The sequence below is a fragment of the Arthrobacter sp. Z1-15 genome, from assembly GCF_054792395.1.
Genome location: NZ_CP096454.1, coordinates 2,418,430 through 2,443,784 on the forward strand (window position 1 = coordinate 2,418,430; position 25,355 = coordinate 2,443,784).

At 67.0% G+C, this 25,355-nt stretch carries 22 protein-coding genes; 9 read left to right on the forward strand and 13 right to left on the reverse strand.

Annotated elements, in window-relative coordinates; all coding sequences use genetic code 11:
* Positions 1 to 2 precede the first annotated feature (2 nt).
* The 6 genes from M1D40_RS11045 to M1D40_RS11070 form a co-directional block, all read right to left on the reverse strand.
* Entirely contained in the window at positions 3 to 614 is a 612-nt protein-coding gene (locus tag M1D40_RS11045) for an HIT family protein (protein WP_341394939.1), read from the reverse strand.
* 40 nt (positions 615 to 654) lie between these two features.
* Entirely contained in the window at positions 655 to 2,667 is a 2,013-nt protein-coding gene (gene thrS / locus M1D40_RS11050) for a threonine--tRNA ligase (protein WP_341394938.1), read from the reverse strand.
* Between the two features lie 77 nt (positions 2,668 to 2,744).
* Entirely contained in the window at positions 2,745 to 6,212 is a 3,468-nt protein-coding gene (locus tag M1D40_RS11055; RefSeq protein ID WP_461168853.1) for a DNA polymerase III subunit alpha, read from the reverse strand.
* A gap of 8 nt (positions 6,213 to 6,220) precedes the next feature.
* Complete coding sequence (locus tag M1D40_RS11060) at positions 6,221 to 6,583, reverse strand: DUF6504 family protein (protein ID WP_461168854.1); 363 nt, start codon at positions 6,581 to 6,583, stop codon at positions 6,221 to 6,223.
* A 133-nt stretch (positions 6,584 to 6,716) separates the two neighbouring features.
* On the reverse strand, positions 6,717 to 8,456 hold the full coding sequence (locus M1D40_RS11065; protein WP_461168855.1) for an MDR family MFS transporter: 1,740 nt from the start codon (positions 8,454 to 8,456) through the stop codon (positions 6,717 to 6,719).
* 131 nt (positions 8,457 to 8,587) lie between these two features.
* The gene (locus tag M1D40_RS11070; RefSeq protein ID WP_341394934.1) at positions 8,588 to 9,154 is read right to left on the reverse strand and encodes a DUF2087 domain-containing protein; all 567 of its coding nucleotides are present in this window, start codon (positions 9,152 to 9,154) and stop codon (positions 8,588 to 8,590) included.
* Between the two features lie 192 nt (positions 9,155 to 9,346).
* Between M1D40_RS11070 and M1D40_RS11075 the strand changes: the two genes are divergently transcribed.
* Entirely contained in the window at positions 9,347 to 10,702 is a 1,356-nt protein-coding gene (locus M1D40_RS11075) for a CoA transferase (protein WP_461168856.1), read from the forward strand.
* Positions 10,703 to 10,744: 42 nt separating this feature from the next.
* Here M1D40_RS11075 and M1D40_RS11080 read toward each other — a convergent pair whose 3' ends face one another.
* Together M1D40_RS11080 and M1D40_RS11085 are read right to left on the reverse strand one after the other, a co-directional pair.
* Entirely contained in the window at positions 10,745 to 11,086 is a 342-nt protein-coding gene (locus M1D40_RS11080; RefSeq protein ID WP_341394932.1) for a chorismate mutase, read from the reverse strand.
* Positions 11,087 to 11,113: 27 nt separating this feature from the next.
* Complete coding sequence (locus tag M1D40_RS11085; RefSeq protein ID WP_341394931.1) at positions 11,114 to 13,441, reverse strand: MMPL family transporter; 2,328 nt, start codon at positions 13,439 to 13,441, stop codon at positions 11,114 to 11,116.
* Between the two features lie 236 nt (positions 13,442 to 13,677).
* Between M1D40_RS11085 and M1D40_RS11090 the strand changes: the two genes are divergently transcribed.
* Complete coding sequence (locus M1D40_RS11090) at positions 13,678 to 14,187, forward strand: VOC family protein (RefSeq protein WP_461168857.1); 510 nt, start codon at positions 13,678 to 13,680, stop codon at positions 14,185 to 14,187.
* 12 nt (positions 14,188 to 14,199) lie between these two features.
* On the opposite strand, the gene M1D40_RS11095 is transcribed toward M1D40_RS11090, so the two are convergent.
* Positions 14,200 to 14,991, reverse strand: a complete 792-nt coding sequence (locus M1D40_RS11095) for an SOS response-associated peptidase (protein WP_461168858.1) — start codon at positions 14,989 to 14,991, stop codon at positions 14,200 to 14,202.
* 135 nt (positions 14,992 to 15,126) lie between these two features.
* Between M1D40_RS11095 and M1D40_RS11100 the strand changes: the two genes are divergently transcribed.
* The 6 genes from M1D40_RS11100 to M1D40_RS11125 all read left to right on the forward strand — a co-directional run bounded on the left by M1D40_RS11100 (position 15,127) and on the right by M1D40_RS11125 (position 20,795).
* A complete protein-coding gene (locus M1D40_RS11100; RefSeq protein ID WP_341394928.1) occupies positions 15,127 to 15,399 on the forward strand; it encodes a mycoredoxin in 273 nt (90 codons plus the stop codon).
* Between the two features lie 133 nt (positions 15,400 to 15,532).
* Positions 15,533 to 16,618 (forward strand): S-(hydroxymethyl)mycothiol dehydrogenase, encoded by a 1,086-nt coding sequence (locus tag M1D40_RS11105; protein ID WP_341394927.1) that lies wholly within the window; start codon positions 15,533 to 15,535, stop codon positions 16,616 to 16,618.
* Positions 16,619 to 17,266, forward strand: a complete 648-nt coding sequence (locus M1D40_RS11110; protein ID WP_461168859.1) for an MBL fold metallo-hydrolase — start codon at positions 16,619 to 16,621, stop codon at positions 17,264 to 17,266. It begins immediately after the preceding gene.
* Positions 17,267 to 17,854: 588 nt separating this feature from the next.
* Entirely contained in the window at positions 17,855 to 18,301 is a 447-nt protein-coding gene (locus M1D40_RS11115; RefSeq protein ID WP_461168860.1) for a DUF427 domain-containing protein, read from the forward strand.
* A gap of 94 nt (positions 18,302 to 18,395) precedes the next feature.
* A complete protein-coding gene (locus tag M1D40_RS11120; RefSeq protein ID WP_461168861.1) occupies positions 18,396 to 19,826 on the forward strand; it encodes a lipase maturation factor family protein in 1,431 nt (476 codons plus the stop codon).
* Positions 19,827 to 19,919: 93 nt separating this feature from the next.
* On the forward strand, positions 19,920 to 20,795 hold the full coding sequence (locus M1D40_RS11125; RefSeq protein WP_461168862.1) for an alpha/beta hydrolase: 876 nt from the start codon (positions 19,920 to 19,922) through the stop codon (positions 20,793 to 20,795).
* 39 nt (positions 20,796 to 20,834) lie between these two features.
* On the opposite strand, the gene M1D40_RS11130 is transcribed toward M1D40_RS11125, so the two are convergent.
* The 3 genes from M1D40_RS11130 to M1D40_RS11140 all read right to left on the reverse strand — a co-directional run bounded on the left by M1D40_RS11130 (position 20,835) and on the right by M1D40_RS11140 (position 23,383).
* On the reverse strand, positions 20,835 to 21,653 hold the full coding sequence (locus tag M1D40_RS11130; RefSeq protein WP_461168863.1) for a pullulanase X25 domain-containing protein: 819 nt from the start codon (positions 21,651 to 21,653) through the stop codon (positions 20,835 to 20,837).
* A 108-nt stretch (positions 21,654 to 21,761) separates the two neighbouring features.
* Positions 21,762 to 22,583 carry a lipoate--protein ligase family protein gene (locus M1D40_RS11135; protein ID WP_341394921.1) on the reverse strand — a complete coding sequence of 274 codons (822 nt, stop codon included), beginning with the start codon at positions 22,581 to 22,583 and terminating at the stop codon, positions 21,762 to 21,764.
* A gap of 11 nt (positions 22,584 to 22,594) precedes the next feature.
* A complete protein-coding gene (locus tag M1D40_RS11140; RefSeq protein ID WP_461168864.1) occupies positions 22,595 to 23,383 on the reverse strand; it encodes a thioesterase family protein in 789 nt (262 codons plus the stop codon).
* Between the two features lie 209 nt (positions 23,384 to 23,592).
* On the opposite strand from M1D40_RS11140, the gene M1D40_RS11145 reads away from it, so the two are divergent.
* Positions 23,593 to 24,564 (forward strand): aldo/keto reductase, encoded by a 972-nt coding sequence (locus M1D40_RS11145; protein ID WP_461168865.1) that lies wholly within the window; start codon positions 23,593 to 23,595, stop codon positions 24,562 to 24,564.
* Between the two features lie 7 nt (positions 24,565 to 24,571).
* Here M1D40_RS11145 and M1D40_RS11150 read toward each other — a convergent pair whose 3' ends face one another.
* The gene (locus tag M1D40_RS11150) at positions 24,572 to 25,351 is read right to left on the reverse strand and encodes an SOS response-associated peptidase (protein ID WP_461168866.1); all 780 of its coding nucleotides are present in this window, start codon (positions 25,349 to 25,351) and stop codon (positions 24,572 to 24,574) included.
* Positions 25,352 to 25,355: the final 4 nt, after the last annotated feature.

A 25,355-nucleotide genomic window follows, 5' to 3' on the forward strand; every position in this document is an offset into this window, starting at 1 on the left:
GCTCAGTCCTCGCTTGCTGCGGAGTCGGCGGCCTGCGGCCAGGCGTCGGCCACCTGCCGGCGGACGTCGCCCAGTGTCTGGGTGATGGCCTTGGTCTGGGCAATGATCGGCAGGAAGTTCCCGTCTCCGCCCCAGCGCGGCACAATGTGCTGGTGCAGGTGGGCGGCAATTCCCGCTCCCCCGGTGACGCCCTGGTTCATGCCGAGGTTGAAACCGCTGGGGTTGGACACCTTCCGCAGCACGCGCATGGCGGTCTGCGTCAGGGAGGCAATCTCAGCTGTTTCCTGCTCGTCAATGTCCGTGTAGTCCGGAACGTGCCGGTACGGGCAGACGAGCAGGTGCCCGGCGTTGTACGGGAACAGGTTCAGGATGACAAAGGCATGCCTGCCGCGGTGCACGATCAGGGACTCTTCGTCCGTCCGTGAAGGTGCCGCGCAGAACGGGCAGTTGTGCTCCGAGGAAACCTGTTCCTGTCCGCCCTTGATGTAGGCGAGGCGGTGCGGGGTCCACAGGCGTGCAAAGGAATCCGGCACCCCGGGAAGCTCGAAAGAATCCGTAACGCCGGCATCTCCCGGATAGGGACTGCCGCCGTCATCCTGGCTGCTGCTTTCCATCTGCACTCCTGCGCTCCCCGCCCGTCCTGTTCAGTTCCGCTTACTTGTCCCGGTTGCGCACAGCTTCGACAATCCGCTTCACTGCTTCTTCAACCGGCACGCCGTTGTCCTGGCTGCCGTCGCGGAAGCGGAAGGACACGGCGCCGGCATCGGCGTCGTCACCCCCGGCAATCAGGACAAACGGAATCTTGTCCTTGGACGCGGTGCGGATCTTCTTCGGGAAGCGGTCGGTGCCGGTGTCCACCTGGGCGCGGATGCCTTCGGCCTTGAGCTTGTCGACCACGTCGAACATGTAGTCGTTGAAAGCCTCGGCCACGGGGATGCCGACCACCTGGACCGGTGCCAGCCAGGCCGGGAACGCGCCGGCGTAGTGCTCGGTGAGCACGGCCATGAAGCGTTCCACGGAACCGAACAGGGCACGGTGGATCATGACCGGACGCTGGCGGGTGCCGTCGGCGGCCTGGTATTCCAGTTCAAAGCGCTCGGGCAGGTTGAAGTCCAGCTGGATGGTGGACATCTGCCAGGTGCGGCCGATGGCGTCGCGCGCCTGGACGGAAATCTTCGGGCCGTAGAAGGCGGCGCCGCCCGGATCCGGAACCAGGTCCAGGCCGGAAGCTTCGGCAACCTCGGCCAGGGTGGCGGTGGCTTCTTCCCAGACCTCGTCGGAACCGACGTACTTTTCGGGGTCCTTGGTGGAGAGTTCCAGGTAGAAGTCGTCCAGGCCGTAGTCCTTGAGCAGGTCCAGCACAAACTGCAGCGTGCTGGTCAGCTCGTCCTTCATCTGCTCGCGGGTGCAGTAGATGTGGGCGTCGTCCTGGGTCATGCCCCGCACGCGCGTCAGGCCGTGGATCACGCCGGACTTCTCGTAGCGGTACACGGAACCGAATTCAAACAGCCGCAGCGGCAGTTCGCGGTAGGACCGTCCGCGGGAGCGGAAGATCAGGTTGTGCATGGGGCAGTTCATCGGCTTCAGGTAGTAGTCCTGGCCGGGCTTGATGACCGCGCCGGTTTCCGGATCAGTGACCTCGTCCACGTGCATGGGAGGGAACATGCCGTCGCGGTACCAGTCCAGGTGGCCGGAAACCTCGTACAGGTGGCCCTTGGTGATGTGCGGGGTGTAGACGAACTCGTAGCCGGCCTCGGTGTGGCGCTGGCGGGAGTAGTCCTCCATGGCCTTGCGGATGATGCCGCCCTTGGGGTGGAACACCGGCAGGCCCGAACCCAGTTCGTCCGGGAAGGAGAACAGGTCCAGTTCGGTGCCCAGCTTGCGGTGGTCGCGGCGCTCGGCCTCGGCCAGGCGCTCCTGGTAGGCCTTCAGTGCATCCTTGGTGGGCCAGGCGGTGCCGTAGATGCGCTGCAGCTGCTGGTTCTTCTGGTCGCCGAGCCAGTAGGCGGCGGCGGAGCGGGTCAGCGCGAAGGCGTTGGAGATCAGCTTGGTGTTCGGCAAGTGCGGGCCGCGGCACAGGTCGCACCAGACCGTGTCGCCGGATTTGCGGTCCACGTTGTCGTAAATGGTGATCTCGCCGGCGCCGACCTCGATGTTCGCACCTTCGCCGGCTTCCTCGGCGCCGTCCTTCGTGCCCAGCAGTTCCAGCTTGTACGGCTCGTTGGCCATGGCTTCGCGGGCTTCTTCTTCGGTGACCACGCGGCGGGCGAATTTCTGGTTCGAGTTGATGATCTTCTGCATCATCTTCTCGAGGGTCTTCAGGTCCTCCGGGGTGAACGGCTCGGCGACGTCGAAGTCGAAGTAGAAGCCGTCCTTGATGTACGGGCCGATGCCGAGCTTGGCATCCGGGCGCAGCTGCTGCACGGCCTGGGCCATAACGTGCGCGGTGGAGTGGCGCAGGACGTTGAGCCCGTCTTCGGAGTCAATGGTGACGGACTCCACGGAATCACCCTCGGAGAGCTCTGTGTCGAGGTCCTTCAGGACCCCGCCAACGCGCATGACGACGACGTCGCGGCGGTCAAAGAACAGCTGAGCACCTGTGGTGCCAGTATCCACCGTGGTCTCTTCGCCGTCGACGATGAGGGTGAACTTCTCTGGCACTGACACGGTTGTCTCCTAGATTTCGTTGTACGGCGTCCTGGACCGGTCAGGACGTGACCGGCTCCTTCTGCGCCCCTTCGATGTTATCCGCTGGAGTTGGGCCCCACCAACCTGCCGCGCTGGAGGCGGGGCAGGGAGGCCGTGTCGTTAAGGTCCCATGCCTCCAGCGCCTGCATGCTGATGCCGCGCGGTCCGGTGCGGCGGGTCAGGCCGCGGACGAGCATCAGCTGGGTGCCGAAGAGCAGCGGGCCGGTCTTTTCCTGGGCTTCGGTGAAGAAGGTGCAGTCCACGCAGCCGGTGCCGTCGTCAAGGCTGATGAACACCACCCGCCGCCCGCCGCGCATCGGCGGTGTTTGGGTGGCCACCCTGATGCCGGCCACCAGCACCTCGGATCCGTTGCGCAGATCCATCAGCTCCCGGGCCTTGGTCACCCCAAGGTCCGTGAGCAGCGGGCCGTAGCTGTCGATCAGGTGGGCGCTGACGTCCACTGACAGGAGGTCCAGTTCGGTGCGCACCTTCTCGCGCAGCGTGGGTTCGGGCAGGTCCGGCTGCAGGTTCTCCAGTTCGGTGTCCCCCAGCGGCAGTGCCAGCTGGCCGGGGATGGGGTCGTACTTCCGCCCGGCAGGACGGGGCGGTGACGTATCCAGATGGTGCAGCAGATCCGCGCGGGAGGCTGCCGAGCCTGTGTCCCTGGCGAGGGAATCAAAGGCTCCCAGGGAGGCCAGGCGGATCAGGGTCCTGCGTCCAACCCGGGCGCGGGCCCGCAGGTCAGCCAGTGAATCATAGGGTTGGCCGCCGGTGATGCGCCGCAGTTCCGCTGCGGACAGCCCGTAAATTCCGGCAAGGCTCAGCCGGATTCCCAGTTTTTCCGGCCGGGCCGGATGCCCGGGCGACGCCGGGACCGCCGGCACCCGCTCCACCCGGTACTGTTCACCGCTGCGGTTGATGTCCAGCGGCAGGATGGGTATACCCATCCGCCGGGCCTCGGCCACCAGCAGCCGGCGCGGATACATGCCCGGATCGTGTTCGAAGATGCCGGCCAGGAATGCCTCGGGGTGATGGGCCTTCAGCCAGGCGGACTGGTAGGTGGGAACGGCAAAAGCGGCTCCGTGCGCCTTGCAGAAACCAAAGCTGCCAAAGGCCTTCAGCGTGTCCCAGACCTTGTCGATGACCTCCGCCGAATACCCGCGCTTACCTGCTTCGGTCCGGAAGTAGTCCTCCACGGATCCTTCGGCGTCTTCATTTCCCAGCAGCCGGCGCAGTTCATCCGCTTTGGCCAGGCCGCAGCCGGTAAACACGTCGAAGGTGCGCAGCACCTGCTCATGGAACACCGTTACCCCGTGCGTTTCCGCCAGGACCGGGCGCAGGGCTTCGTGCGGATACACCTCCGGCGAGAAGCCGTGCCGGTGCTCCAGGAACGGACGGACCATGTCGGATTTCATCGGTCCCGGGCGGAACAGGGAGATGTCGATGATCAGGTCATTAAACTCGCGCGGGGCGAGCTTGCCGATCAGTTCCCGCTGACCCGGGGACTCAATCTGGAAACAGCCCAGCGTGTGCGTGCTGCAGATCAGGTCATAGGTGGGTTTGTCGTCCAGCGGCACGGCGTCGAGGTTTATGGAGCCGTCCTCGTGCACATAGTCCGGGCCCAGTCCGTCGGGTCCGGGCGGATGGGCGCCGGCGGCAACGGTGTCCGCCTTGGACGGATGCAGCCGCCGGACCTCCTGCAGGGCGTAGGCCATGGCACTTTGCATCCGCACGCCCAGCACATCGAGCTTGAGCATGCCCATGGGGTCCATATCGTGTTTGTCGAACTGGGACATGGGCAGGCCCAGGCCGGATGGCTGCACCGGAGTGCGGTCCAGCAGGGAGGCGTCTCCCAGGATCACTCCGCACGGATGCATCGAAATGTGCCGGGGCAGCCGGTCCAGGCGTTCAGTCAGGTCCACCAGCAAATCCAGCTGCCGGTTGCCTTCCACCCGTTCGGCCACCTCCCGCAGCTCGGGCTTTTCCGCGAGCGCCTCCCGGAATTTCCGGGCCGAAAAGCGCCACAGCTGTTTGGCCACTGCCCCAATGTCCTCCTCGGCCAGACCCAGCGCCATGCCGGCGTCGCGCACCGCACCGCGGGCGCGGTAGCCGTTCTGCATGCTCATCAGCGTCACCCGTTCAGCGCCGAAGCGTTCGAAGATGCGGTGGTAGACCTTGTGCCGCTGCGCGCTTTCGACGTCAATGTCGATGTCCGGCAGTGTTGAGCGGTCCTGCGAGAGGAAACGCTCGAAGATCAGGTCATGGGCCAGCGGATTGACGTGGCTGACTCCCAGCAGATAATTCACCAGCGAGGAGGCTCCGGATCCCCGGGCCGCGGCGCGCACCCCCATGCCGGTGATCATCGAGGAAACCTCTGCGACGGTCAGGAAATAGGAGGCAAAGCCAAGCCGCTCTATGATGCCCAGCTCATGGGCCAGCCGGGTCCGCATCCGCGCTTCCGCGGAGCCGCCGAGCTCCCGGGACGGAAACCTGCGCCCGATTCCCGCTTCGCAGCGGCGCACCAGCTCGGCCATGGGGGCGCTGGTGATGCCGATGACCGAGGCTTCCGGGACCACCGGCTGCTTCCATCCCATGTCCGCCTGCGGATCCATCCGGCAGGTATCGGCGAGCGCCTCGGTGTCGCGGAGCAGACGCGCCGCCCCTGCACCCCCGTAACCGGCCTCGGCGCTGATTTCCCGGGCCAGCGCCTTCATCTGATCTGCGCTTTTCAGCCAGCCCTGCCCGTTGGGCTGCAGGTCCCCGAGCCGGGCCATGGACGTCAGCGCGCGGGCGGCGTCAAGGACATCGGCGGTGGCGGCGCCGTCGGCATCGACATAGCGAACGGCGTTGGTCAGGATGGCCGGCAGCCGCATTTCATCGGCCAGCCGGAACATGCGGACAGCATGGGCGAGGCTGAGGTTTCCTCCCGGCGCGCTGAGGTGGGTTACCACCTCCACGGCGAGCGCCGTGCGGGGCAGCACCTCCAGCCAGCGGGAGAAGAGCGTGCGGGCGACGGCGTAGCTGCGGCTGCGCATGGCGATTCCGACGTCGGAATAGGGGCCCACCAGCACGGTCAGGACCGGGCCGGGTCCCCCGCTGTCCCCCGCGCCGTCCCCCGCCGCGCGGGCGGCCAGCTGCTGCAGCGTGACACCGACCGGCTTGCTGCCCCTGCGTGCCGCTGATGCGGATGTGCCCGCGTGAGCGTCGGAAATCAGCCGGCACAACGCTCGGTACCCCGCACCGCCGCGGTGTCCGTGGGCCAGGACCACCACCCGCCCGGTCACGGCGGGGCTGCCGTCTCTGTCCGGCTCGCCGAGCACCGCCAGGTCCACGCCCACAACGGGATCGATTCCGGCGTCCATGCAGGCCCGCAGATGCTTGACGGTTCCGTACAGCCCGTCCCGGTCGGTGCAGGCCAGGGCGTCGGCGCCGTCGGCGGCGGCGGCCGCGGCGAGGTCCTGCGGCCAGGACACTCCGTAATGGGCGCTGAAGGCGCTGGCGGTGTGCAGATGGGTAAAGCTCATGGGGTGGCTTAGGCACTTTCCCGCAGGGCGTCATGGATGCGGATCAGGCGCCAGCGACCGGTGGAGATGTCATGGGAGATGTCCAGGGTCCGCAGCGGCGAGCTGGAGTTCAGCCGGGCCTGGATGCGCCAGATCTCCGAATCCACCAGCCCCGCGCCGTGTCCGCGCTCGGCCCGCGGTTCTTCGTCCCACCAGTTCCGGCGTTCATACCAGCGCACCGGATCAGCGGCCACCTTGTACGTGCGCCCCTTCCAGGACAACCGCAGCGGCTGTCCGCCCGGAGAACACACCACCTCTACTGCTTCGCTGAAGACACCCACTTCAGTTCCCTCTCCCGCCGATGCGGACTGCAGAGTTGAGCCTGCATCCATGATCAGCCCGCTGCACCGCAGCGGATTGCAGACTCCGGACACCACCTGTCCGGATCAATTACCAGATCACCATCTTCGAACACATGTTCGAATAACACCAGTGTACGGTGCGCTCCTGACAAACACCGCCGGTTCATTTCGCCGCCGTCCCCGGCTGCACCCTCGCAGTCTCGGAGAGCGGAATCTGCTTGATGAAAAGGGCCAGGACCAGGCCCGCGCCCAGGGCCGGAATGCCCAGCAGGAAAATCGGAGGCAGGGCCTCGCCGAAGGCCCGGGCAATAAACTCCCGCACCGGCTCCGGCAGCGTCTTCAGTTCCGCAGGGCTGATGGAGTTCACCCCGTTGCGGAGTACCCCGGCGGCCTGCACCGGGGCGTCCTCGGCCACCTGGTCATTGAGCCGCCTGATGAAGACCGATCCGAACACAGCGATTCCCAGCGAGCCGCCCATCTGGCGGAAATAGTTCGCGGAGGAAACACCGGTGCCCATGTCCCGGCCCGGAACACTGTTCTGCACAATCAGCACCAGGTTCTGCATCAGCGCACCGATGCCCAGCCCCAGCACAAACATGCCCGCGGCGGTGAACCAGTACGGCGTGGTGTTGGAGATCCGGGAGAGCAGCAGCAGACCAACGATCATGACGGCCGCACCCAGGACGGGATAGATCTTGTACTTTCCGGTCCGGGAAATCAGCTGCCCGGTGCCGATCGACGTAATCAGCAGGCCCGCCGTCATGGGCAGCATCATCAGCCCTGACATAGTGGCCGAAGCGCCGTTGACCATTTGCAGGAAGGTGGGCAGGTAGGAAATGCTGCCGAACATCGCCAGCCCCACGGACAGGCCCACCAGGGTGCAGACCAGGAAGTTGCGGTTGCCGAACAGCCGCAGCGGCAGGATCGGCTCGGCGGCCCGCAGCTCCACCGGGATGAACGCAGCCACCCCGACGGAGGCCAGCGCCCCCAGTCCCAGAATGGTCGGGGACGTCCAGGCATAGGTGGTTCCGCCCCAGCTGGTCAGCATGACCAGGGCCGCGCTGGTCACGGCCAAAAGGGCCGCGCCGGAATAGTCCAGTTTGGGCCGCGGTCCGGTGCGCGCGGGAAGGTGCAGCGATGTGATGATCACCGCCAGTGCCACCGCTCCCAGGGGAAGGTTGATGTAGAACACCCACCGCCACGACCAGTATTCGGTCAGGTAGCCGCCGATCAGCGGGCCGCTGACTGACGCCACTCCAAACGCGGCACCGATCAGCCCCATGTACCTCCCGCGGTCACGGGCGGATACCACGTCTCCGATGATGGCCTGGGCACCGATGATCAGCCCGCCGCCGCCCACGCCCTGCAGCGCACGGTAACCGATCAGCTCCGCCATGCTGTGGGCCTGTCCGGACAGCGCGGATCCGGCCAGGAACACGGCTATGGCAAAGACGAAGATATTCTTGCGTCCCAGCAGGTCCCCCAGCTTGCCGTAGATCGGCAGACCGATTGTGGACGTCAGCAGGTAGGCGGTGATGACCCAGGACAGGTGGTCAAGCCCCTGCAGGTCCCCCACGATCGTGGGCAAAGCCGTTGCCACGATGGTCTGGTCCAGCGACGAAATCAGGACGGCCAGGATCAGCCCGGTGAAAACCAGCGCCATTTGACGCCGGGAATGCGGTGACGGGGCTTCCTGGCTGTGCCTGGCCGGAGGATGCCCGCCGGTGCCGGAAGCCGGGGAAGGGTCCACCGGGGTTTCCGGGTGTACCGGCCCGGCCTGCGGATGGAGGACGGCCGGCGGTGCACTGAGCCGGTACGACGACGCCGGTGATCCGAGATCCGTTGCTGCACGGGCACCGGGATGGGTGGCTTCTGCGCCGTGGGCCGTGAACTTGGCGGCCATGAACGCCTCCCTGTGAAGCCGTCGCCTGCTGCGCTCCGAAGCCGGCGCAGTCCCCGCGGCTCCTTCCATCAGACGCCCGCTCCGGCAAGGGAGTCAACGGTTGTGCCCCTGCTCCGACTGCAGTCCGCCTACTAGGCGAATTCCCACCCGTCCGCCGGCCGCGGAGCGGACAGCCAGTAGCGCGAACCCTCAGGGTTGCGGGAGACGATGCCTTCATCCACCAGATAGCGGCGGATGGCGGCGGGGTCATCGGAATATTCTGCAAGCCGCTCGGTGATGGCGCGTTCGTTGAGTACGGGCAGCTCTCCGGGCGGTGCGGGGACGGACTCAAAGACGTGCCCGGCAATGAAGTGGAGAAGCTCCAGCCGGTCCGCCTGCCGCCGCGGATAGGCCGAGATTTTTCCCTTCACAAGGAACCTCCCCGCGGAAGTCTCCGGCGGCTCCTTGCCGCTCGCCAGCAGCCTGGCAAACACGCCGCCCACCGGCTGCACGTCGCAGGCCCCGGAGGAGACCAGCCCGGCCTTCTGCAGGGCCGCCAGCGATTTGCGTTCCTTGGGCTCCAAATCCTGCCCGTCCAGCGGAGTGCCGCGTTCGGCGGCGGTGATCACCCGGGCGTACAGCCGCAGCCTGCGTTCGTCGGCGAGCGCCGCCGCAACGGCCCGCCACTGTTCCTGCGGCACCGGCTGTTCCTGCTCCATTTGCATACCTTGCTCTCCCCCGCACCTGTCTGCCCCGCACTCCGGGTCCGGCAGCGGCCGCTGCTGTGCGAAGCCCGCCCCGTACCGTCTTCCCGTTCCTGTTCCCGTTGTTGTCCGCAAGGACAGCAGCCCCTTAGCGTGTGAGTACCGTACCCCACCGGTGCCTCGGTGGCACGCAGAAAGGAGCCGAATATGAGCATCGAGTCCGCCTTCCCCGTGCGCGCCTTTGCCGGGTGGGCGGTGGAGCAGGCAGGCGGAGCCGCCGCCGACCTGTCCCGCCGGCTGGGCGGAAGCACGGCGTCGGTGGTTGACCAGGACCTGTCCCTGGCCTGGTTCGCGGAGTCTTTCACCCCGCAGGGATGGACCGTCCCGCCGCCCTGGGATGCGCTGGCCGGAGACTACCCGTGCGCCGACGGCTGGATCCGCCTGCACACCAACGCGCCGCATCACCGGCGTGCGGCCCTGGCTGTTCTCGGGCTTCCGGCAGATATGGCGCCTAGCCGCGGGACCGTGCCTAACCGCGGGACTGTGCCTAGCCGCGGGACCGTGGCGGCCGCCGTCGCCCGTTGGGAGGGCCAGGCATTGGAGACGGCCGTCATCTCCGCCGGAGGATGTGCGGCGCGGATGCGGAGTCCCGAAGAATGGGCGGAGCACCCCGCGGGAGCGGCAGTGGGGAAAGAGCCCCTGATCGGCTGGACCAATCCGGTCTCGGCGCCTCCGCTGAGCCCGCGGTCCCCGCCGGAGCGCCCGCTGGCCGGAGTCCGGGTGCTGGATCTGACCCGGATTATCGCCGGACCGGTGGCCACTCGGTTTTTGGCCGGGCTGGGAGCCGCAGTCCTGCGCATTGACCCGCCCGGCTGGGCTGAACCCGCGGCGGAGGCGGAGCTGACTCCGGGCAAGCGCTGCGCCAGGCTGGACCTGAAGTCGGCGTCCGGTGCGCAGCGCATCCGGGAACTGATCGCCGGCGCCGACATCCTCGTTTCCGGCTACCGGGCCGGGGCGCTCGCCGGGCTGGGGCTTGATTCTCCCGTGCTGCAGCAGATCCGTCCGGGCCTCGTGGAGGTTTCACTCAATGCCTACGGGTGGTCCGGGCCCTGGGCGGGCAGGCGCGGGTTCGATTCCCTCGTGCAGATGAGCACCGGGATCGCCCATGCCGGCATGGCGCATTTCGGAGCTGACATTCCCCGGCCGCTGCCGGTGCAGGCCCTGGATTATGCAACCGGATACCTCACGGCTGCGGCTGCCCTGCGGGGCTGGCAGCAGCGGCTCGACGGAAGGGCGTCCTCGGCCCGGCTCTCGCTGGCACGCGTGGCCGCTGAGCTGCAGGGCGCGGCCCCGGGCGCGTGCCCGGGCACGGTCCCGGGCAGGACAGACCCGGGCAGGACAGCGCCGGGCAGGACACAATTTGCCCGGACAGTGGAAGAGACGTTCTGGGGTCCCGGGCTGCGCCTGGCACCTCCCGTGCGGTTCGAAGGCACGGGTCCGCAACCGCGCCTGTACTGGGACATTCCCGCGGGCCCGCTGGGTTCAGCCGCCGCCGAGTGGTGACCGGCGCGGCAGCTGTCCCGGTACGGAATGCTCCCGGTACGGCTAACTGCGGGCGAAGGCGTCCAGCTTGGCCTGCGTTTCGGCGTCGTGCCGTACCTTGAGCTCGTACTCGATGAAGGCGTCGATCATGGCGCGGTACGTTGCCTCCACTACCGTGGGGTCCCCGTCCTGCGCTTCGGCGGCAGTGCGGACGTGCTCCAGGACCTCTTCCACCCGCTCCGGAGCCTTGACCTGGGCATCGTTGTCCTTCAGCGGCCCGGCCAGGCGCACCAGGCGCTCACGACGCCAGATCAGCGCCACAATTTCCTCGTCAATCTCGTCTATGGCGGTGCGTACGTCATCGAGCTGACAGGTCGTGGATCGTTGGTGATCATGGGTTTCCATGCCACTAGACTAGCGTCCGCGGCGCTGTCAGCCCCGCTCGCTGCGCCCGCCGCCTCCCCCGCCGTCCCGAGCGGTGAAGCCCGCACCGGCATGAGCCGGCGCACCCGGCCGGTGCTGTCCCGGCTGCGGCCGGGACAGTTTTGAAGGCCACCAGATCCTGCGGCCAATGTCATAGGAGAGGGCCGGAACCAGCAGTGAGCGCACCACGAGGGTATCCAGCAGGACGCCGAAGGCCACGATGAACGCCAGCTGCGCCAGGAACAGCACCGGAATCACCCCCAGCGCCGCGAAGGTGGCAGCCAGGACAATTCCGGCGCTGGTAATAACACTGCCGGTGATCATCAGCCCCCGGATAACCCCCTCATGGGTGCCGTGCACCAGGCTCTCCTCACGCACGCGGGTCATGAGGAAGATGTTGTAGTCCACGCCCAGGGCCACCAGGAAGATGAATCCGTACAGCGGCACGGCCGGATCCGCCCCGGGAAAGTCGAAGACGTGGTTGAACATCAGGGCCGAGACTCCAAGGGTGGCGCCGAAGGACAGCAGCACGGTCAGGATCAGCAGCACCGGCGCCAGAACCGACCGGAGCAGGAGCATCAGCAGCAACAGGATTACCGCCAGCACCACGGGGATGATCAGGTCCCGGTCGTGGACGGCTGCGGCGTTGGTATCAATGGTGGTGGCCGTGACTCCGCCGATCAGCACGCCGTCGATGCCGGACACGTCATCGCGCATGGTCTGCACTGTCCGTTCAGCGGCGTCCGACTCCGCTGATTCATTCAGCGTGGCCTCCAGCAGGACTTTTCCCTCCACCACCTTCGGCGCGGCCGAGGAACTTCCCGGTATGGGCGGGGACTGGACGCCCCCGGCCGTGACCGGCAGGGTGCCTGCGGGGGTTCCCGTGGCGTCCACTGCCAGCGACTGAACGCCGGAGACGTTCAGGACGGCGCGCGCGACGTCGTCAAGCTCGCCTTCCGGAGCCACAATCAGCGCCGGGCTGCCTGATCCGGAGGGAAAGTGCTCCCCCAGGACCTGCTGCCCCTCCTTCGTGGACGTCTCGCCCAGGACAAAGTCGCTCTGCGGCACGCCGGAAGCGCGCAGCTGCAGCATTCCCGCCGCTGCCGCCAGCAGGATCACTGAGGGGATGACCCATACCCGCCGCGGATGGGCCTTGATGGTCCGCGCCACCCGCGGCCAGATGCCCTTGGGCGAATTGCCGTCGCGGTCCGGGTGGGGAGACCCGAACTGCGGGCGCCGGGGCCAGAACGCGGCTCGTCCGGTGAGCAGCAGGAGCGCCGGCAGCAGGGTCATCGCTGCCAGGAAGGCAAAGCCGATGCCGATGGCCGCCACCGGGCCCAGCGCCTTATTGGAGTTCAGGTCGCTGAGCAGCAGGCACAGCAAACCGGCGGTCACGGTTGCGGCCGAGGCAAGCACGGGTTCGAAGGTGCCTTTCAGAGCTGCCCGGGTGGCATCCCACCTGCCCTCGTGGTCCCGCAGCGATTCCCGGTAGCGGGAGACGTACAACAGCGAATAATCGGTGGCCGCGCCGATCCCGAGAATGAACAGGATGCCCTGCACCTGCCCGTTAAGGGTGAGGGTGCCCGCCCTGGCGAGGAAGAAAACCACCAGGATTGCAGCGGAAAGCGCCAGGATCGAGGTCAGCAGCACCAGGATCGGCAGCAGCGGGGACCGGTAGACAACCACCAGGATCACAAAAACCGCCAGCGCCGCCACCAGCAGCAGCGACGTGTCGATGCCGCCAAAGGCCTCACTGATATCCGCAAGCTGTCCGGCCGGCCCCGTGACGTATCCCGAGAGCCCGGGCGGCAGTCCCTCCACACTGACGGTACGGAGGCTGTCCACGGTGGCTGACGCGCCGTCGTCGTCCCTGACCGGAACGAAAATCTCTGCCGCTTTGCCGTCGGAGGAGGTCTGCGGGGGTGAAATCCCGCCGGCGACGCCGGCGACGTCCGAGAGCGCCGAGACGCGGCCGTCGATGAAGCTTCGGTCCTGCTGGGTAAGCCCGCCGTCGTTCACGTAGACAATCACCGCGGGAATGGCATTGCTGTCAGTAAATTTTTCCTGCAGGTTGGCCACCTGGGTGGAAGCGGAACTGGACGGCAGGTAGGACGTCTGGTCGTTGTCGGCCACTTCGCTGATTTTGCCGAAGTAGGGGCCGCCGATACCGCCGACGCCGAGCCAGAGCACAACCAGCACCACCGGAATCAGGATTCGTGCCCATCCGGTGCGCTTAGCGCTGCCCCCGCGTTCCTGCTGCCCGCCGGAAGCACCGGTCCGCCGGGGTCCCCGGTGGCTGCCGGCGGGAGGGCGGGGTGTCGAATCCGAATCGTTCATGGACAGCTGGGCCTCTCGCCTTGAAGCCTGGCCGCAGCGCAGAGCGCCGCGGTCTCTGGCATCGGGCTCTGCGGGAACCGGCCGCGTGTGCGGCAGGAATCGTGCCCGGTGATACGTCCATGACAGCCCGCCCCGTTCAGCCGCGTCAACCGTCCGGCCGCTGCCGGGAAGCACGACGTGCGGATCACTTGCGTAAAACAAGAGCTTTTAGCTCCGTCAGTGGCAGGATCAGGAGGGTGAAGCCTTCCCTTTCCGTGATGACCGTCGGCGTGCGGGATCTCGAAGTAACCTACGCGTTCTATTCCTCCCGGCTGGGCTGGAAAGCGGCACAGTACGTGCCCGAAGAAGTCATTTTTTACCAGGTGGGCCCGGGGCTCCTGCTGGCCTTCTTCCGGCGCGACCATCTGGCCGCCGAAGCCGGACCCATGGGCGAAGCACAGGCAGCTCCGGTGACCCTGGGACACAACGTGGGATCGCCCGCGGAGGTGGAGGAAGTCCTGGCCGAGGCCGCCGCGGCCGGAGGATCCATCTCGGCACCCGGCACCCAGATGAGCTGGGGCGGCTATTCCGGCTACTTCACCGATCCCGACGGCTACCGCTGGGAAGTTTGCTACAACCCCGGCCTGCGCATTGATGAACACGGCAACGTCGCCATTGAAGTGATTGAGTCCGTCGGCGACGGGCCGGAACCCGAAGCAGGCAAACCCGAAGCAGCCAGGCCCGAAGCAGAGAGCCAGTCCCGCTAAAAAGCCGGTCCGCTAGAAAAGTGCGGGTTCGGCAACTGTTTCCGGGCCCGCTGCAGCCAGCAGCTGCGGTCCGTCGTTGCGGACGCTGCCCACTGCCGGCCCCACTTCGGCCAGGGTCCAGCAAGACGCGGCACCGTAGGCTTCGTCGACAACCCGGCGCACCAGGGCTGCAGGGTCCGGCGCTGACGGATTCAGCCAGTCCGCCATTGACTCCGGGGCCAGCGGTACCGGCATCCGGTCATGCAGCTCGCCCAGCTCCGCCAGCACCGGCGGCTGGCCGGCACCGCGGGTGTCGGCGGGATCGGGGGCGGCGGCGGTCAGGATCGTCGTGGACAGCAGCCAGCTTCCGGGATCCCCCGGTGCTTTGGCCGGGTCCCGCCACCACTCGTACAGGCCCGCAAAGAAGGTCAGTGCGCCGTCGGCCCGGCTGACATAAAACGGCCGCTTGGCCCGGCCCGGCCCGGTTTTCCACTCGTAGTAGCCCTGCACCGGAACTGCGCAGCGCCGGGCGGCGACGGCGTCTCGGAATGTCGGCTTCTCCAGGACCGTCTCACTGCGCGCGTTAAAGGCACGCGCTCCGGCGGAGGCGTCCTTTGCCCAGCCGGGTACCAGCCCCCACCTCGCCGTATGCACCTGGCGCACGGTGCGCCTGCCTGCGCCGGCCCGCGCAGATCCGTCGACGAAGCGTTCGAGCACCACCGGAACGTCCGACGTCGGCGCCACGTTCCAGGACCGGCGCAGCTCGAGGTTCGCGTCGGCCTCCGCTTCGGCCTCCGCCACCAGGTCCGCCGTCGTCTTCGCCATTACGTAACGTCCGCACATGGTTCCAGTCTGCCTTGTTCCGACCGCAGACGCTTGGGAGGCACCCGGGGAATTGAACCGTGCCGGCCGTGGTTGTACCGCACAGTCCCTGCAGTCCAGAACGATAAGGAGCCTTCCATGGCCGCCACAACAGAAGCCTTTACCCCCGACGCCGGTTCCATCACCATGTTCTCCACCACGTGGTGCGGCTACTGCCGTCGCTTGAAGTCCCAGCTGGACGCCGCCGGCATCGGCTACACCGAGGTCAACATCGAAGACGTGGACGGCACTGCGGAACTGGTCGCCGAGATCAACGGCGGAAACCAGACAGTGCCCACCGTCATCTTCCCGGACGGCTCCTCCGCCACCAATCCGTCCGCCGCCGAGGTAAAGTCCCGTCTGGGCCTCTAGCCCGCAGCAGGCGTCCGGGGTACCCTCCCCGGGACACGTCAACTTCGCGCACGGCCATCCTGCTTCATAGGATGGAACGCGGGGCGCCGGGCATCGGCGTCCCGCCCGGACATTCGAGAGGCAGCACACGCACATGGTTCACAAGGTTCAGGCAGTAGTCGTCAAGGAAAAGGACGCACCCGTTTCACTCGAAACCATTCTGGTTCCGGACCCCGGTCCCGGAGAGGCCCTGGTGGACATCCTCACCTGCGGTGTCTGCCACACCGACCTGCATTACAAGCAGGGTGCAATCAACGACGATTACCCGTTCCTGCTCGGCCACGAAGCCACGGGCGTGGTCTCCGCCGTTGGCCCCGACGTCACCGAGGTGGCCCCGGGCGACCGGGTGGTCCTGAACTGGCGTGCCGTCTGCGGCGAATGCCGGGCCTGCCGCAAAGGGGAGCCGCAGTACTGCTTCAACACGCACAACGCCACGCAGAAGATGACCCTGGAAGACGGCACCGAGCTGACGGCCGCCCTGGGCATCGGCGCCTTTGCCGAGAAGACGCTGGTGGCCGCGGGCCAGTGCACCAAGGTGGACGACGACGTCGACGCCGCCGCTGTTGGCCTGCTCGGCTGCGGCGTCATGGCCGGCATCGGTGCCGCCATTAACACCGGCGAAGTCAAGCGCGGAGAGTCCGTGGCCGTTATCGGCTGCGGCGGCGTGGGCATTGCCGCCGTCGCCGGTGCCGTGCTGGCCGGAGCCACCACCATCATTGCCGTGGACATCGACTCCAAGAAGCTGGAACTGGCCAAGGCCCAGGGCGCCACCCACGTCATCAATTCCAAGGATGAGGATCCGGTGGAAGCCATCCGCGCCCTCACCGGCGGCAACGGCGCAGACGTGGTGATTGACGCCGTCGGGCGCCCCGAAACCTACAAGCAGGCTTTTTACGCACGCGACCTCGCCGGCCGCGTGGTCCTGGTGGGCGTACCCAACCCGGAAATGAAGATCGAGCTTCCGCTGGCTGACGTTTTCGGCCGCGGCGGATCACTGAAGTCCTCCTGGTACGGCGACTGCCTGCCCTCGCGTGACTTCCCCATGCTGGTGGAACAGTACAAGCTCGGACGCCTGGACCTGGATGCGTTTGTGTCCGAGCGCATTGGCCTGGGCGACATCGAAGAAGCCTTCAAGAAGATGCATGACGGCTCAGTCCTGCGTTCCGTGGTGGTGCTCTAAATGGGCGTGCACATCGACAACGTCATCACTTCCGGAACGTTCTCGCTCGACGGCGGAACCTGGGATGTGGACAACAACGTCTGGATCGTCGGCGACGACGCCCAGGTCATCATCATCGACCCGGCCCACGACATTGATGCCGTGGCCGCCGCCGTCGGAGACCGCGAAGTCCAGGGGATCCTGCTCACGCACGGACACGATGATCACATCCGCGCGGTCGGAGAGGCCCGGGACCGCTTCAGCGCCCCGGTATTCCTGCATCCGGCGGACCGGATGCTCTGGGACGCCGTGTTCCCGGAGGACGGGCCCGACGACGAGATCGAGGACGGAGACATCTTCGAGGTGGCCGGCATCACCCTGCAGGCACTGCATACTCCGGGGCACTCCCCCGGATCGGTATGCTTCCTGCTGGCGTCCGGTGCGCCCGGCGACGGCGCCCCGGTTCTCTTCAGCGGTGACACGCTGTTCGCCGGCGGCCCGGGCGCCACGGGCCGCTCCTACAGCGATTTTCCGACCATCATCAAGTCCATCCGGGAACGGCTGCTGACCCTGCCGTCGGAGACCCGGGTTTACACCGGGCACGGTGACTCCACCACCATCGGCGCCGAAGCCCCGCAGCTGGAGGAATGGATCGCCCGGGGCCACTAGACCCCGCCGGCGGGAACGCCCCTTCCGCGCTGCTTTGCCGGGTTCGCCCGGCACGACAGTTGGATCTGCTCATGCGCGCCGGCTCTCCGGCGCGCATGAGCCCTTTCCGGCAGCGGAGAGCCCTTTCCGGCGCGTATGAGCCCTTTCCGGCAGCGGAGAGCGCCGGCGCGAAAGCCTTGAATCCGGCCGGAAGCAGCCGGACACTGGTCATATGGCCCAACAGATCAGCCCTGCTTTCTGGGAATTGCTGCCCCAGCTGCGGTTTGAACCAACGCCGCGCCGGATCCGCGCCCAGCTCGGGAACAACACCGTGGTCGATTCCGACCATGCGTACCTGGTGTACGAGCCCCGGCGGGTGACACCGGTTTATGCGGTGCCGGCGCGGGACATCAGCGCCGAATTGAAGGCGCACGACGCCGGCCCGCACCCGGAGGATCCGCTGGCCCACGTGCCGCCGAATGCCCTGATGGACCCGCGTTATCCGTTTACGGCCCACACGGCGCCGGGCAGCCCCTGGACCTCCAGGCGGGGTCGCACGGGCTGCCGGGGGCCGGCTTCCGGCCCGATGATCCCGATCTGGCGGACTATGTGGTGCTGGACTTCGACGCCTTTGACCGGTGGCTGGAAGAGGACGAGGAAATCCGGGGGCACCCCCGGGATCCCTTCCACCGGGTCGACGCGCGGCAGTCCTCGCGGGCCGTGCGGGTGCATCTGGGCGGCCGGCTGCTGGCGGAGACCCGCCAGCCGCTGTTCGTTTATGAAACGATGCTCCCACCCCGCACGTATTTTCCCCGGGAGGACGTGGACTGGGATGCCCTTGGTGCTTCCCTGACCCGGTCGGAATGCCCGTACAAGGGAACGGCAAACTACTGGTCCGTGTCCGGGCATCCGGCGGGAGCGGACCTGGCCTGGTCCTACGAGTCGGTGCTGCCCGATTCGGCGCAGCTGAAGGACCGGGTTTCATTCTTCGACGAGCGCACCGAGGTTTATGTGGATGACGCCAAACAGGAGATCAATTCCCTGTTCCGGTTTTAGTTCAATCCCTCGACAACACCGAGCGTTTCATTGACCGGAAGGTTCCTGCAGCAGGGGCAGCGCGCGCCACCGGCTTTGGCTAGTCTGATGTCCCATGGAGTGGTTCAGCGCCGAGGGGTATGAATTTGGGCGGCAGGTGCTGCAGCGCGGCATTGCCGCCGTGTATCTGCTCGCCTTTATCTCCGCCGCCAACCAGTTTCCTGCCCTGCTGGGGGAAAACGGGCTACTGCCCGCACCGCGGTTCCTGGCCCGCATCCGGGGCCGGGGCATTCCCACCCTCTTCCGCTGGCATTACTCCGACCGGTTCCTGCTCGCCGTGGCCTGGACCGGTGCCGCCGTCGCGGCATTGCTGGTGGCCGGCGTGCCGCAGTCCGGCCCGCCCTGGCTGCCGATGGCCGCTTTTTTGCTGATCTGGTTCCTGTATCTGTCGATCGTCAACATCGGCCAGATGTTCTACGGTTTCGGCTGGGAATCCCTGCTGCTGGAGGCGGGCTTCCTCGCCGCCTTCCTGGGGTCCAACGACGTCGCGCCCCCGATCACGGTCCTGTTCCTTTTCCGCTGGCTGGTTTTCCGGCTGGAGTTCGGGGCGGGGCTGATCAAGATGCGCGGGGACCCGGCGTGGCGGGACCTCACCGCCCTGTACTACCACCACGAAACCCAGCCCATGCCCAACCCCGCCAGCTGGTACTTCCACCACCTGCCCAAACCGCTTCACAAGGCGGAAGTCCTGGGCAACCACGTTGCCCAGCTGGTGGTGCCGTTCTTCCTGTTTTTTCCGCAGCCCGTGGCCGGGATTGCCGCCGCGGTGGTCATCATCACCCAGGGCTGGCTGGTGCTCTCCGGCAACTTTGCCTGGTTGAATGTGCTCACCATCCTGATCGCCTTCAGCGCGGTGCCGGACTCCCTGGTGCAGGCGCTGCTGCCCGGGGCCGCCTTTGCCTCGCCGGAGCCCCCGGCCACCCCGCTGTGGTTCGCCGTCGTCGTCCTGGCCGTCACTGCACTGATGCTGTACTGGGCGTGGGCGCCGCTGCGGAACCTGTTCAGCAGAAACCAGCTGATGAATGCCAGCTTCAACCGCTGGCACCTGTCCAATGCCTACGGAGCCTTTGGCAGCATTACCCGGTCCCGGAACGAGGTGGTGATCGAGGGAACGCTCGATAATCCGGGTCCCGACGCTCAATGGCTGGAGTACGGGTTCAGGGGCAAGCCCGGTGATCCGTCGCGGATGCCGCGGCAGTTCGCGCCGTACCACCTGCGGCTGGACTGGATGATGTGGTTCCTGGCCCTGGGCGCGGGCGGCAGCACCTGGTTTGAGGTCCTGCTGCAAAAACTGCTCGCCGGCGACCGCCGGACCCTTGCCCTGCTGCGCGATGATCCCTTCAAGGGTACGCCGCCGCGCTGGGTGCGGGCCCGGGTGTACCGGTACCGGTTTTCCACTCCGGCGGAACGCCGTGCCGACGGCGTGTGGTGGATCCGGGAACCCGCCGGGTTCCTCACACATCCGGTTCGCCTGATCGGGTCATGACATCTACCGCGCCAAGAGCCTCCAATGGCAGACTGGCCAGCAGATCCGGCCGGCGCGGATACCGGGTCCTTTCCGATGCGAGGAGCACTGACCATGACCCCTGTCGGGAGCCTGCGGATTCCCTATCCCTCCACGGATTCGGATTCGGTGCGTCCCGGGGACCGGACACCCGTGGTGTTCATCCACGGACTATGGCTGCACGCCGGCAGCTGGGATGCGTGGCTGGACCTCTTCCGTGACCACGGATATGACCCGGTGGCGCCAGGCTGGCCGGGTGAGCCCGAGGCACTGCCGGCAGCCAACGCATTCCCGGGGCCGATGGCCGGGACGGGCGCGCGCGAAGCCCTGGCCCATTACGAGAGCTTTATCAGCGAACTGCAGCGGCCCCCTGTCGTTGTGGGCCACTCGTTTGGCGGGCTGCTGGCCCAGCAGCTGCTCGCCCGCGGAGCTGCTGCCGGAGCCGCAGCCCTGGCTCCGGCACGCTTTCGGGGCGTGCTGCGGCTGTCTCCGACCGAACTGAGGTCATCGCTGCCGGTGCTCTGGAATCCGCTGAACCGGCGCCGGGTTCTCCGCCAGTCTCCGCAGCGCTTCCACAGAACCTTCGCCAATGCGGTTTCCGAACGCGAGTCCAATGACCTGCATGCCACATGCGTCATGCCCGCTCCGGGACGGCCGCTGTTCCAGGTTGCCGAAGCCAACGTCAACCCGCGTTCCCCGTTGCGGGTGGACACAGCGGCGAAACGGGGCCCGCTGCTCCTGGCAGGAGCCAGCGAAGACCGGATTGTTCCGGCATCCGTGGTCCGGGCAGCGGCGCGCCGGTACCGGTCCTCGGCGTCACCGACCGAATACCTGGAGATTGCCGGCAGCGGCCACTCACTGGTGATTGACCACGGCTGGCGAATTGCAGCCGACACCGTGCTGGGGTTTTTGGCCAGGCACGGCCTGGCCCCGGAAGCAGCGGACCGCTAGCCCCGGAGTGCCGGCTCCGGACTGCCGGAACGGCGGGGCCTACCCGCTGACGTCCGGCTTCGTGATGACCAGGTGTGTCGCGTGGTCGTAAAGGAAGGTCAGCGGGCCGCCGTCGTGCACCATGTCCAGGTTCGCTCCGTCCCGGTGCCCGTCCCTGCCGTAGTTCTCCTCCCAGGAACCGTTCAGCGCCACCTTGTATTCGTAGTGGCCCGCGGGAAGATCCGCGGTGAGCTTCCACAACTCGTCGCTGCGGTCGAAGGTAAGCTGCAGGTCCTTTCCGGCCGGGTCCCAGTCTGCCCCGCCCAACACGCCCAGGTTTCCGGCCACCACAACGGAGCCCGGCTGCGGAAAGGACGGTTCGGGCAGTTCCGCGCCCTGATGCGCCCCGTGCTGTTCCTGCGGGAGTTCCGGCTCCGCGACGGCCGCCTGCAGTGCCTCTTCAACGACGGCCTCGGCGGCCGCTTCGGAAGTGTCCGCAGCAGTTCCGGGGCTGTCCGCTGCCGCCGGAACCGTACCGTCCATGGCAGCCAGCAGGTCAGCCGTCTCCGGAAAATCCTTCAGGGCCTGACGCCCGTGAACCGTAATGCTCCAGCCCGCCCGGCCTTCTTTGGTGATCCATCCGGCCTTGACCAGCTTGCTGGTGGCATTGGCGAGGGCCCGCTCCCCGCGGGCCGCACCGCTGGCCAGCAGCTCGGACTCGCGGTCTTTCAGCGGCACCCGGGTAATGGCAGCGGCGAGGACTTCGCCGCGGCTGATCCGGCGCTGCGCGGACGGATCCTCCGCAGCCAGGACCTCCAGGACTGCCTTGAGCCGCAGCGCGGTGTTTTCGACGGTGTTTTGGGTGGTGTTTTTGGCCAATGGTTTTCCTTTATCCGGCGGTGTTCTTAATACGACTAAATCCTGGTGCAGCGGAGTCTTCGTGCAGCAAGGCAGGGCCTAAAGCAAGCTTACTGATCGATGCACAGATTACTGGATCCGCGCGGCGTTTTGCACGGTGGTGCCGCCGCCCAGAGACGCTGTGAGTGCGTCGAAACTTCCCGCGGCAAGCGGCCGCCGGGCACCGTAGGCCTCAAGCAGTGCCGCTTCAACGGTGTCCATCAGGGAGCTGTCGGCGGCGGCACCTCCCCCTGCGTCCTCCGCGGCGCCGGCGGTACCGGGGTCCCATTCCAGCCCCAGGGCGGAGTAGCAGGCAGTCAGAACCCGGCGCAGCGGTGCGGCGTCCCGGACCACCACCACCGAGGAGAAAAGCCAGGCACCGGAGACCACCCGCTGAGCTGTTCCAACCAACTTGATCTTCCGGCCGGCATCCGTGGTGCCGTGAACGGTGAATTCCCCCGGGCAGTATTCACCAGGGATTTCCCCCACCGCAGCGTTGATGCCGGCCCGCCGCAGCGCCGAGGCGTACAACTCACCGAAGTCCCCGAACCGCGCCCGGGACCCCGCCACTCCGTCACCGCCGGGTTCCACATGGTCCAGGACCAGGCAGCCGCGGTGGTAGGCGGCGGCGCGTCCGCCTGCCTTGCGGATCAGCGGTTCGAAGCCCTGCTGCCTGCAGGCCTCGGCCGCGGCGTCGAACCCGGGCAGCCGGGCGTCCCGCTGGCCCAGCGCCACGGTGGGCTCGGGGCGGTAGAGGCGAAGCACGGGACCAAGGGTCCCGGTGCGGGCGGCGTCCAGCATGGACAGGGCAAAATCCAGGTCACCGGCGGCACCCAGGGTGCGGTCCTGGCGCACGACGGCGAGGGGTGCCGGGCCGGGGGCGGCGGAGGCTGGGAGTGCTTCCTGCGACACGGGCTGCAGCCTTAGGACCGGCCGCCGAGACGGCGCACGGTCAGGATCTGTTCACTGCGGCCAAAGGGCCCCTCAAGGTCATGCAGCACGGAGGATGTCAGGCCGATGCCGTCGGTTCCGAACGTCACCCGGGTGTCCAGCCCCAGCCACTCGCCCCGGGGTGAACGGTGGAGGTGGATCTGCAGGTCAACATTGGGAAACATGTAGCTGTCCCCTCCCGGGGGGACCCGTGCGGCAACACCGTTGGCGGTGTCCACCAGACCCACCAGCCGCACGAGGTCACTGGAGGGTGCGCCTTCCACCATCTCGTACGGGGTCCGCACCCAAACCTGGCCGCGGCCCGGCCGCAGGCCCTCCACCGCCCGGAAGTCCAGGGAATTAATGAAGTCGCCCGGCCACTGCGTCATATCGAAGGCGGTGCCCAGGCCCTCCGGACCCGGCATCCGTGCGTCCTCCAGGGCCGCGACTTCTCCGGTGGAGCCCACGGCCAGCCGCCAGGCGGTGGCCCGCACCGCTGCCCGGCCTTCCGCGATCAACTCGGCTTCGAGCAGTTCAATGGTGCGGCCCGGCCGGAGGATCTTCGTCCGCACATCGAAGGTGCCGCGGGGAATGACGCCGAGAATGTCATAGCTAATCCGCGCCAGCCGCATATCGGCACGCGGGCTGCAGTTCTCCAGCGCGTAGGCCAGCAGGCCCGAGACCGGCGACATGTGCTGCTCGTGGTCATTCCAGGCACCCTGGGTGTGGATAGTGGACTCAAAGCTTTCCTCGCCCAGGGCGCGGTAGTACGACTCGGGCACGAAGCCTCCTTGTGGTTCAGGTTTTGTGTGTTCAGGCTACCTCAGCCCGTGCGCCGCAGCTGAAGGGACGCCCGCCGGCGTCGGCGAGCATCCTCAGGCGCCGGGCGCCCACTAGCCGGAGCGCACCTGAGCACGCAGAATAAGTCCTGCACCGCTTGCCTCCGCCCGGCGGCACAGAAAGCGGCTTCCTACTCCAAGCGAGGGTTTTCATGCAATACACCCATTTGGGCCGCTCCGGCCTGAACGTCTCCCGCCTGTGCCTGGGCACCATGAACTTCGGACCCAAGACCGAAGAGGCCGATGCGCACGCCATTATGGATTCCGCACGCGAGGCAGGCATCAACTTCTTTGATACTGCCAACGTTTACGGCTGGGGCGAGCAGAAGGGCTGGACCGAAGAGATCGTTGGCCGCTGGTTCGCCAAGGGCGGCGGACGGCGGGAAGACACCGTGCTGGCCACCAAGCTGTACGGCTCCATGAGTGAGCGTCCCAATGACACGTTCCTTTCGGCACTGAATATCCGCCGCGCCCTGGACGCGAGCCTCAAGCGGCTGCAGACCGACTACATCGATCTTTACCAGTTCCACCATGTGGACCGGAACACGCCGTGGGACGAGATTTGGCAGGCCATGGAAGTTGCCGTGCAGCAGGGCAAAATCATCTACAACGGCAGTTCGAACTTTGCGGGCTGGCATATCGGCCAGGCCCAGGAAGCCGCACGCCGCAGGAACTTCAACGGGCTGGTCAGTGAGCAGTCCATCTACAACCTGATCAGCCGCACGGTTGAGCTCGAGGTTATTCCGGCAGCGCAGCATTACGGCCTGGGCTTGCTGCCGTGGTCACCGTTGGAGGGCGGCCTGCTGGGCGGGGTGCTGAAGAAAACGGAACAGGGCGGGCGCCGGACGGAGGGCCGCGCCAAAGCGGCCCTGGAAACCCACCGGGACGCCCTGGCGCAGTATGAGGACCTCGCCGACGAACTCGGAGTTGCGCCGGGAATCCTCGCCCTGGCCTGGCTGCTGCACCAGCCGGCGGTCACCGCGCCGATCGTGGGGCCGCGGATCCAGGCGCAGCTTGACGACGCGCTGAAGGCCCTGGACGTTGAACTCGACGCTGACACACTCAGCCGGCTCGACGGCATTTTCCCCGGCCACCGCACAGCCCCTGAGGACTACGCCTGGTAGCCGGTTCCTATTCTGCGGCGCCGTCGACCGGATGGATCAGCTGGGGGCCGTTGTTGCGGACCGAGTTCACCTCGCTGGACACTACCCGGGGAGTCAGCACCGGTTCCGGCACGGCGTCCAAAAGCTGCTGGACCTCGGCCGTTTCCGTCAGCCCCGGGTCCAGCCAGTCTCCGTACAGGTCCTGCGGAACAATCAGCGGCGTCCGGTCATGGATGTGCCCCAGGGCATCACTGGCTGCGGTGGTGATGATGGTGAAGCTCACCAGCCACTTGTGCTCGTGGTCCTCGGGCAGCGAAGGGTCGGGCCAGTATTCATAGAGACCGGCGAACGCCAAAGGATCCTCCGACGGCGAATACAGGTAGGTGGGGATCTTGGCGGAACCGGATTTTTCCCACTCGTAATAACCGTCAGCCGGAACCAGTGCCCGGCGCTTCCGGGCTGCTTTCCGGAACGCCGGCTTTTCGAGGACGGTTTCCCGGCGGGCATTAATCATCCGTGCGCCGATTTTGGAATCCTTCGCCCAGACGGGCACCAGGCCCCACTTGGCCGTAGCCAGCCGCCGCACCACGGCATCACCGCCTGCGCTCCCGCCGCCGTCGGCCGCGGAACCGTCACTTGCGGCGGAACTGTCGACGGCGGCGCTGCCGTCGCCTGCCCTGCGGCGGGCGCGCTCAGTGACAATCCGCACGTCGTCCGTTGGTGCGACGTTCCAGGAGGGAGCAATGTCCTCTCCCACAGCTTGGTCGGCGGAAAACGCCGCCACCAGGTCCGATGTTGCCTTTGCCATCACG

Bases quoted from the DNA above. Each gene is read 5' to 3' on its own strand.
- M1D40_RS11045 (WP_341394939.1), bottom strand. From the start codon at position 614: ATGGAAAGCAGCAGCCAGGATGACGGCGGCAGTCCCTATCCGGGAGAT.
- M1D40_RS11055 (WP_461168853.1), bottom strand. From the start codon at position 6,212: ATGAGCTTTACCCATCTGCACACCGCCAGCGCCTTCAGCGCCCATTAC.
- M1D40_RS11060 (WP_461168854.1), bottom strand. From the start codon at position 6,583: ATGGATGCAGGCTCAACTCTGCAGTCCGCATCGGCGGGAGAGGGAACT.
- M1D40_RS11065 (WP_461168855.1), bottom strand. From the start codon at position 8,456: ATGGCCGCCAAGTTCACGGCCCACGGCGCAGAAGCCACCCATCCCGGT.
- M1D40_RS11070 (WP_341394934.1), bottom strand. From the start codon at position 9,154: ATGGAGCAGGAACAGCCGGTGCCGCAGGAACAGTGGCGGGCCGTTGCG.
- M1D40_RS11075 (WP_461168856.1), top strand. From the start codon at position 9,347: ATGAGCATCGAGTCCGCCTTCCCCGTGCGCGCCTTTGCCGGGTGGGCG.
- M1D40_RS11080 (WP_341394932.1), bottom strand. From the start codon at position 11,086: ATGGAAACCCATGATCACCAACGATCCACGACCTGTCAGCTCGATGAC.
- M1D40_RS11085 (WP_341394931.1), bottom strand. From the start codon at position 13,441: ATGAACGATTCGGATTCGACACCCCGCCCTCCCGCCGGCAGCCACCGG.
- M1D40_RS11095 (WP_461168858.1), bottom strand. From the start codon at position 14,991: ATGGCGAAGACGACGGCGGACCTGGTGGCGGAGGCCGAAGCGGAGGCC.
- M1D40_RS11100 (WP_341394928.1), top strand. From the start codon at position 15,127: ATGGCCGCCACAACAGAAGCCTTTACCCCCGACGCCGGTTCCATCACC.
- M1D40_RS11105 (WP_341394927.1), top strand. From the start codon at position 15,533: ATGGTTCACAAGGTTCAGGCAGTAGTCGTCAAGGAAAAGGACGCACCC.
- M1D40_RS11110 (WP_461168859.1), top strand. From the start codon at position 16,619: ATGGGCGTGCACATCGACAACGTCATCACTTCCGGAACGTTCTCGCTC.
- M1D40_RS11120 (WP_461168861.1), top strand. From the start codon at position 18,396: ATGGAGTGGTTCAGCGCCGAGGGGTATGAATTTGGGCGGCAGGTGCTG.
- M1D40_RS11125 (WP_461168862.1), top strand. From the start codon at position 19,920: ATGACCCCTGTCGGGAGCCTGCGGATTCCCTATCCCTCCACGGATTCG.
- M1D40_RS11145 (WP_461168865.1), top strand. From the start codon at position 23,593: ATGCAATACACCCATTTGGGCCGCTCCGGCCTGAACGTCTCCCGCCTG.
- M1D40_RS11150 (WP_461168866.1), bottom strand. From the start codon at position 25,351: ATGGCAAAGGCAACATCGGACCTGGTGGCGGCGTTTTCCGCCGACCAA.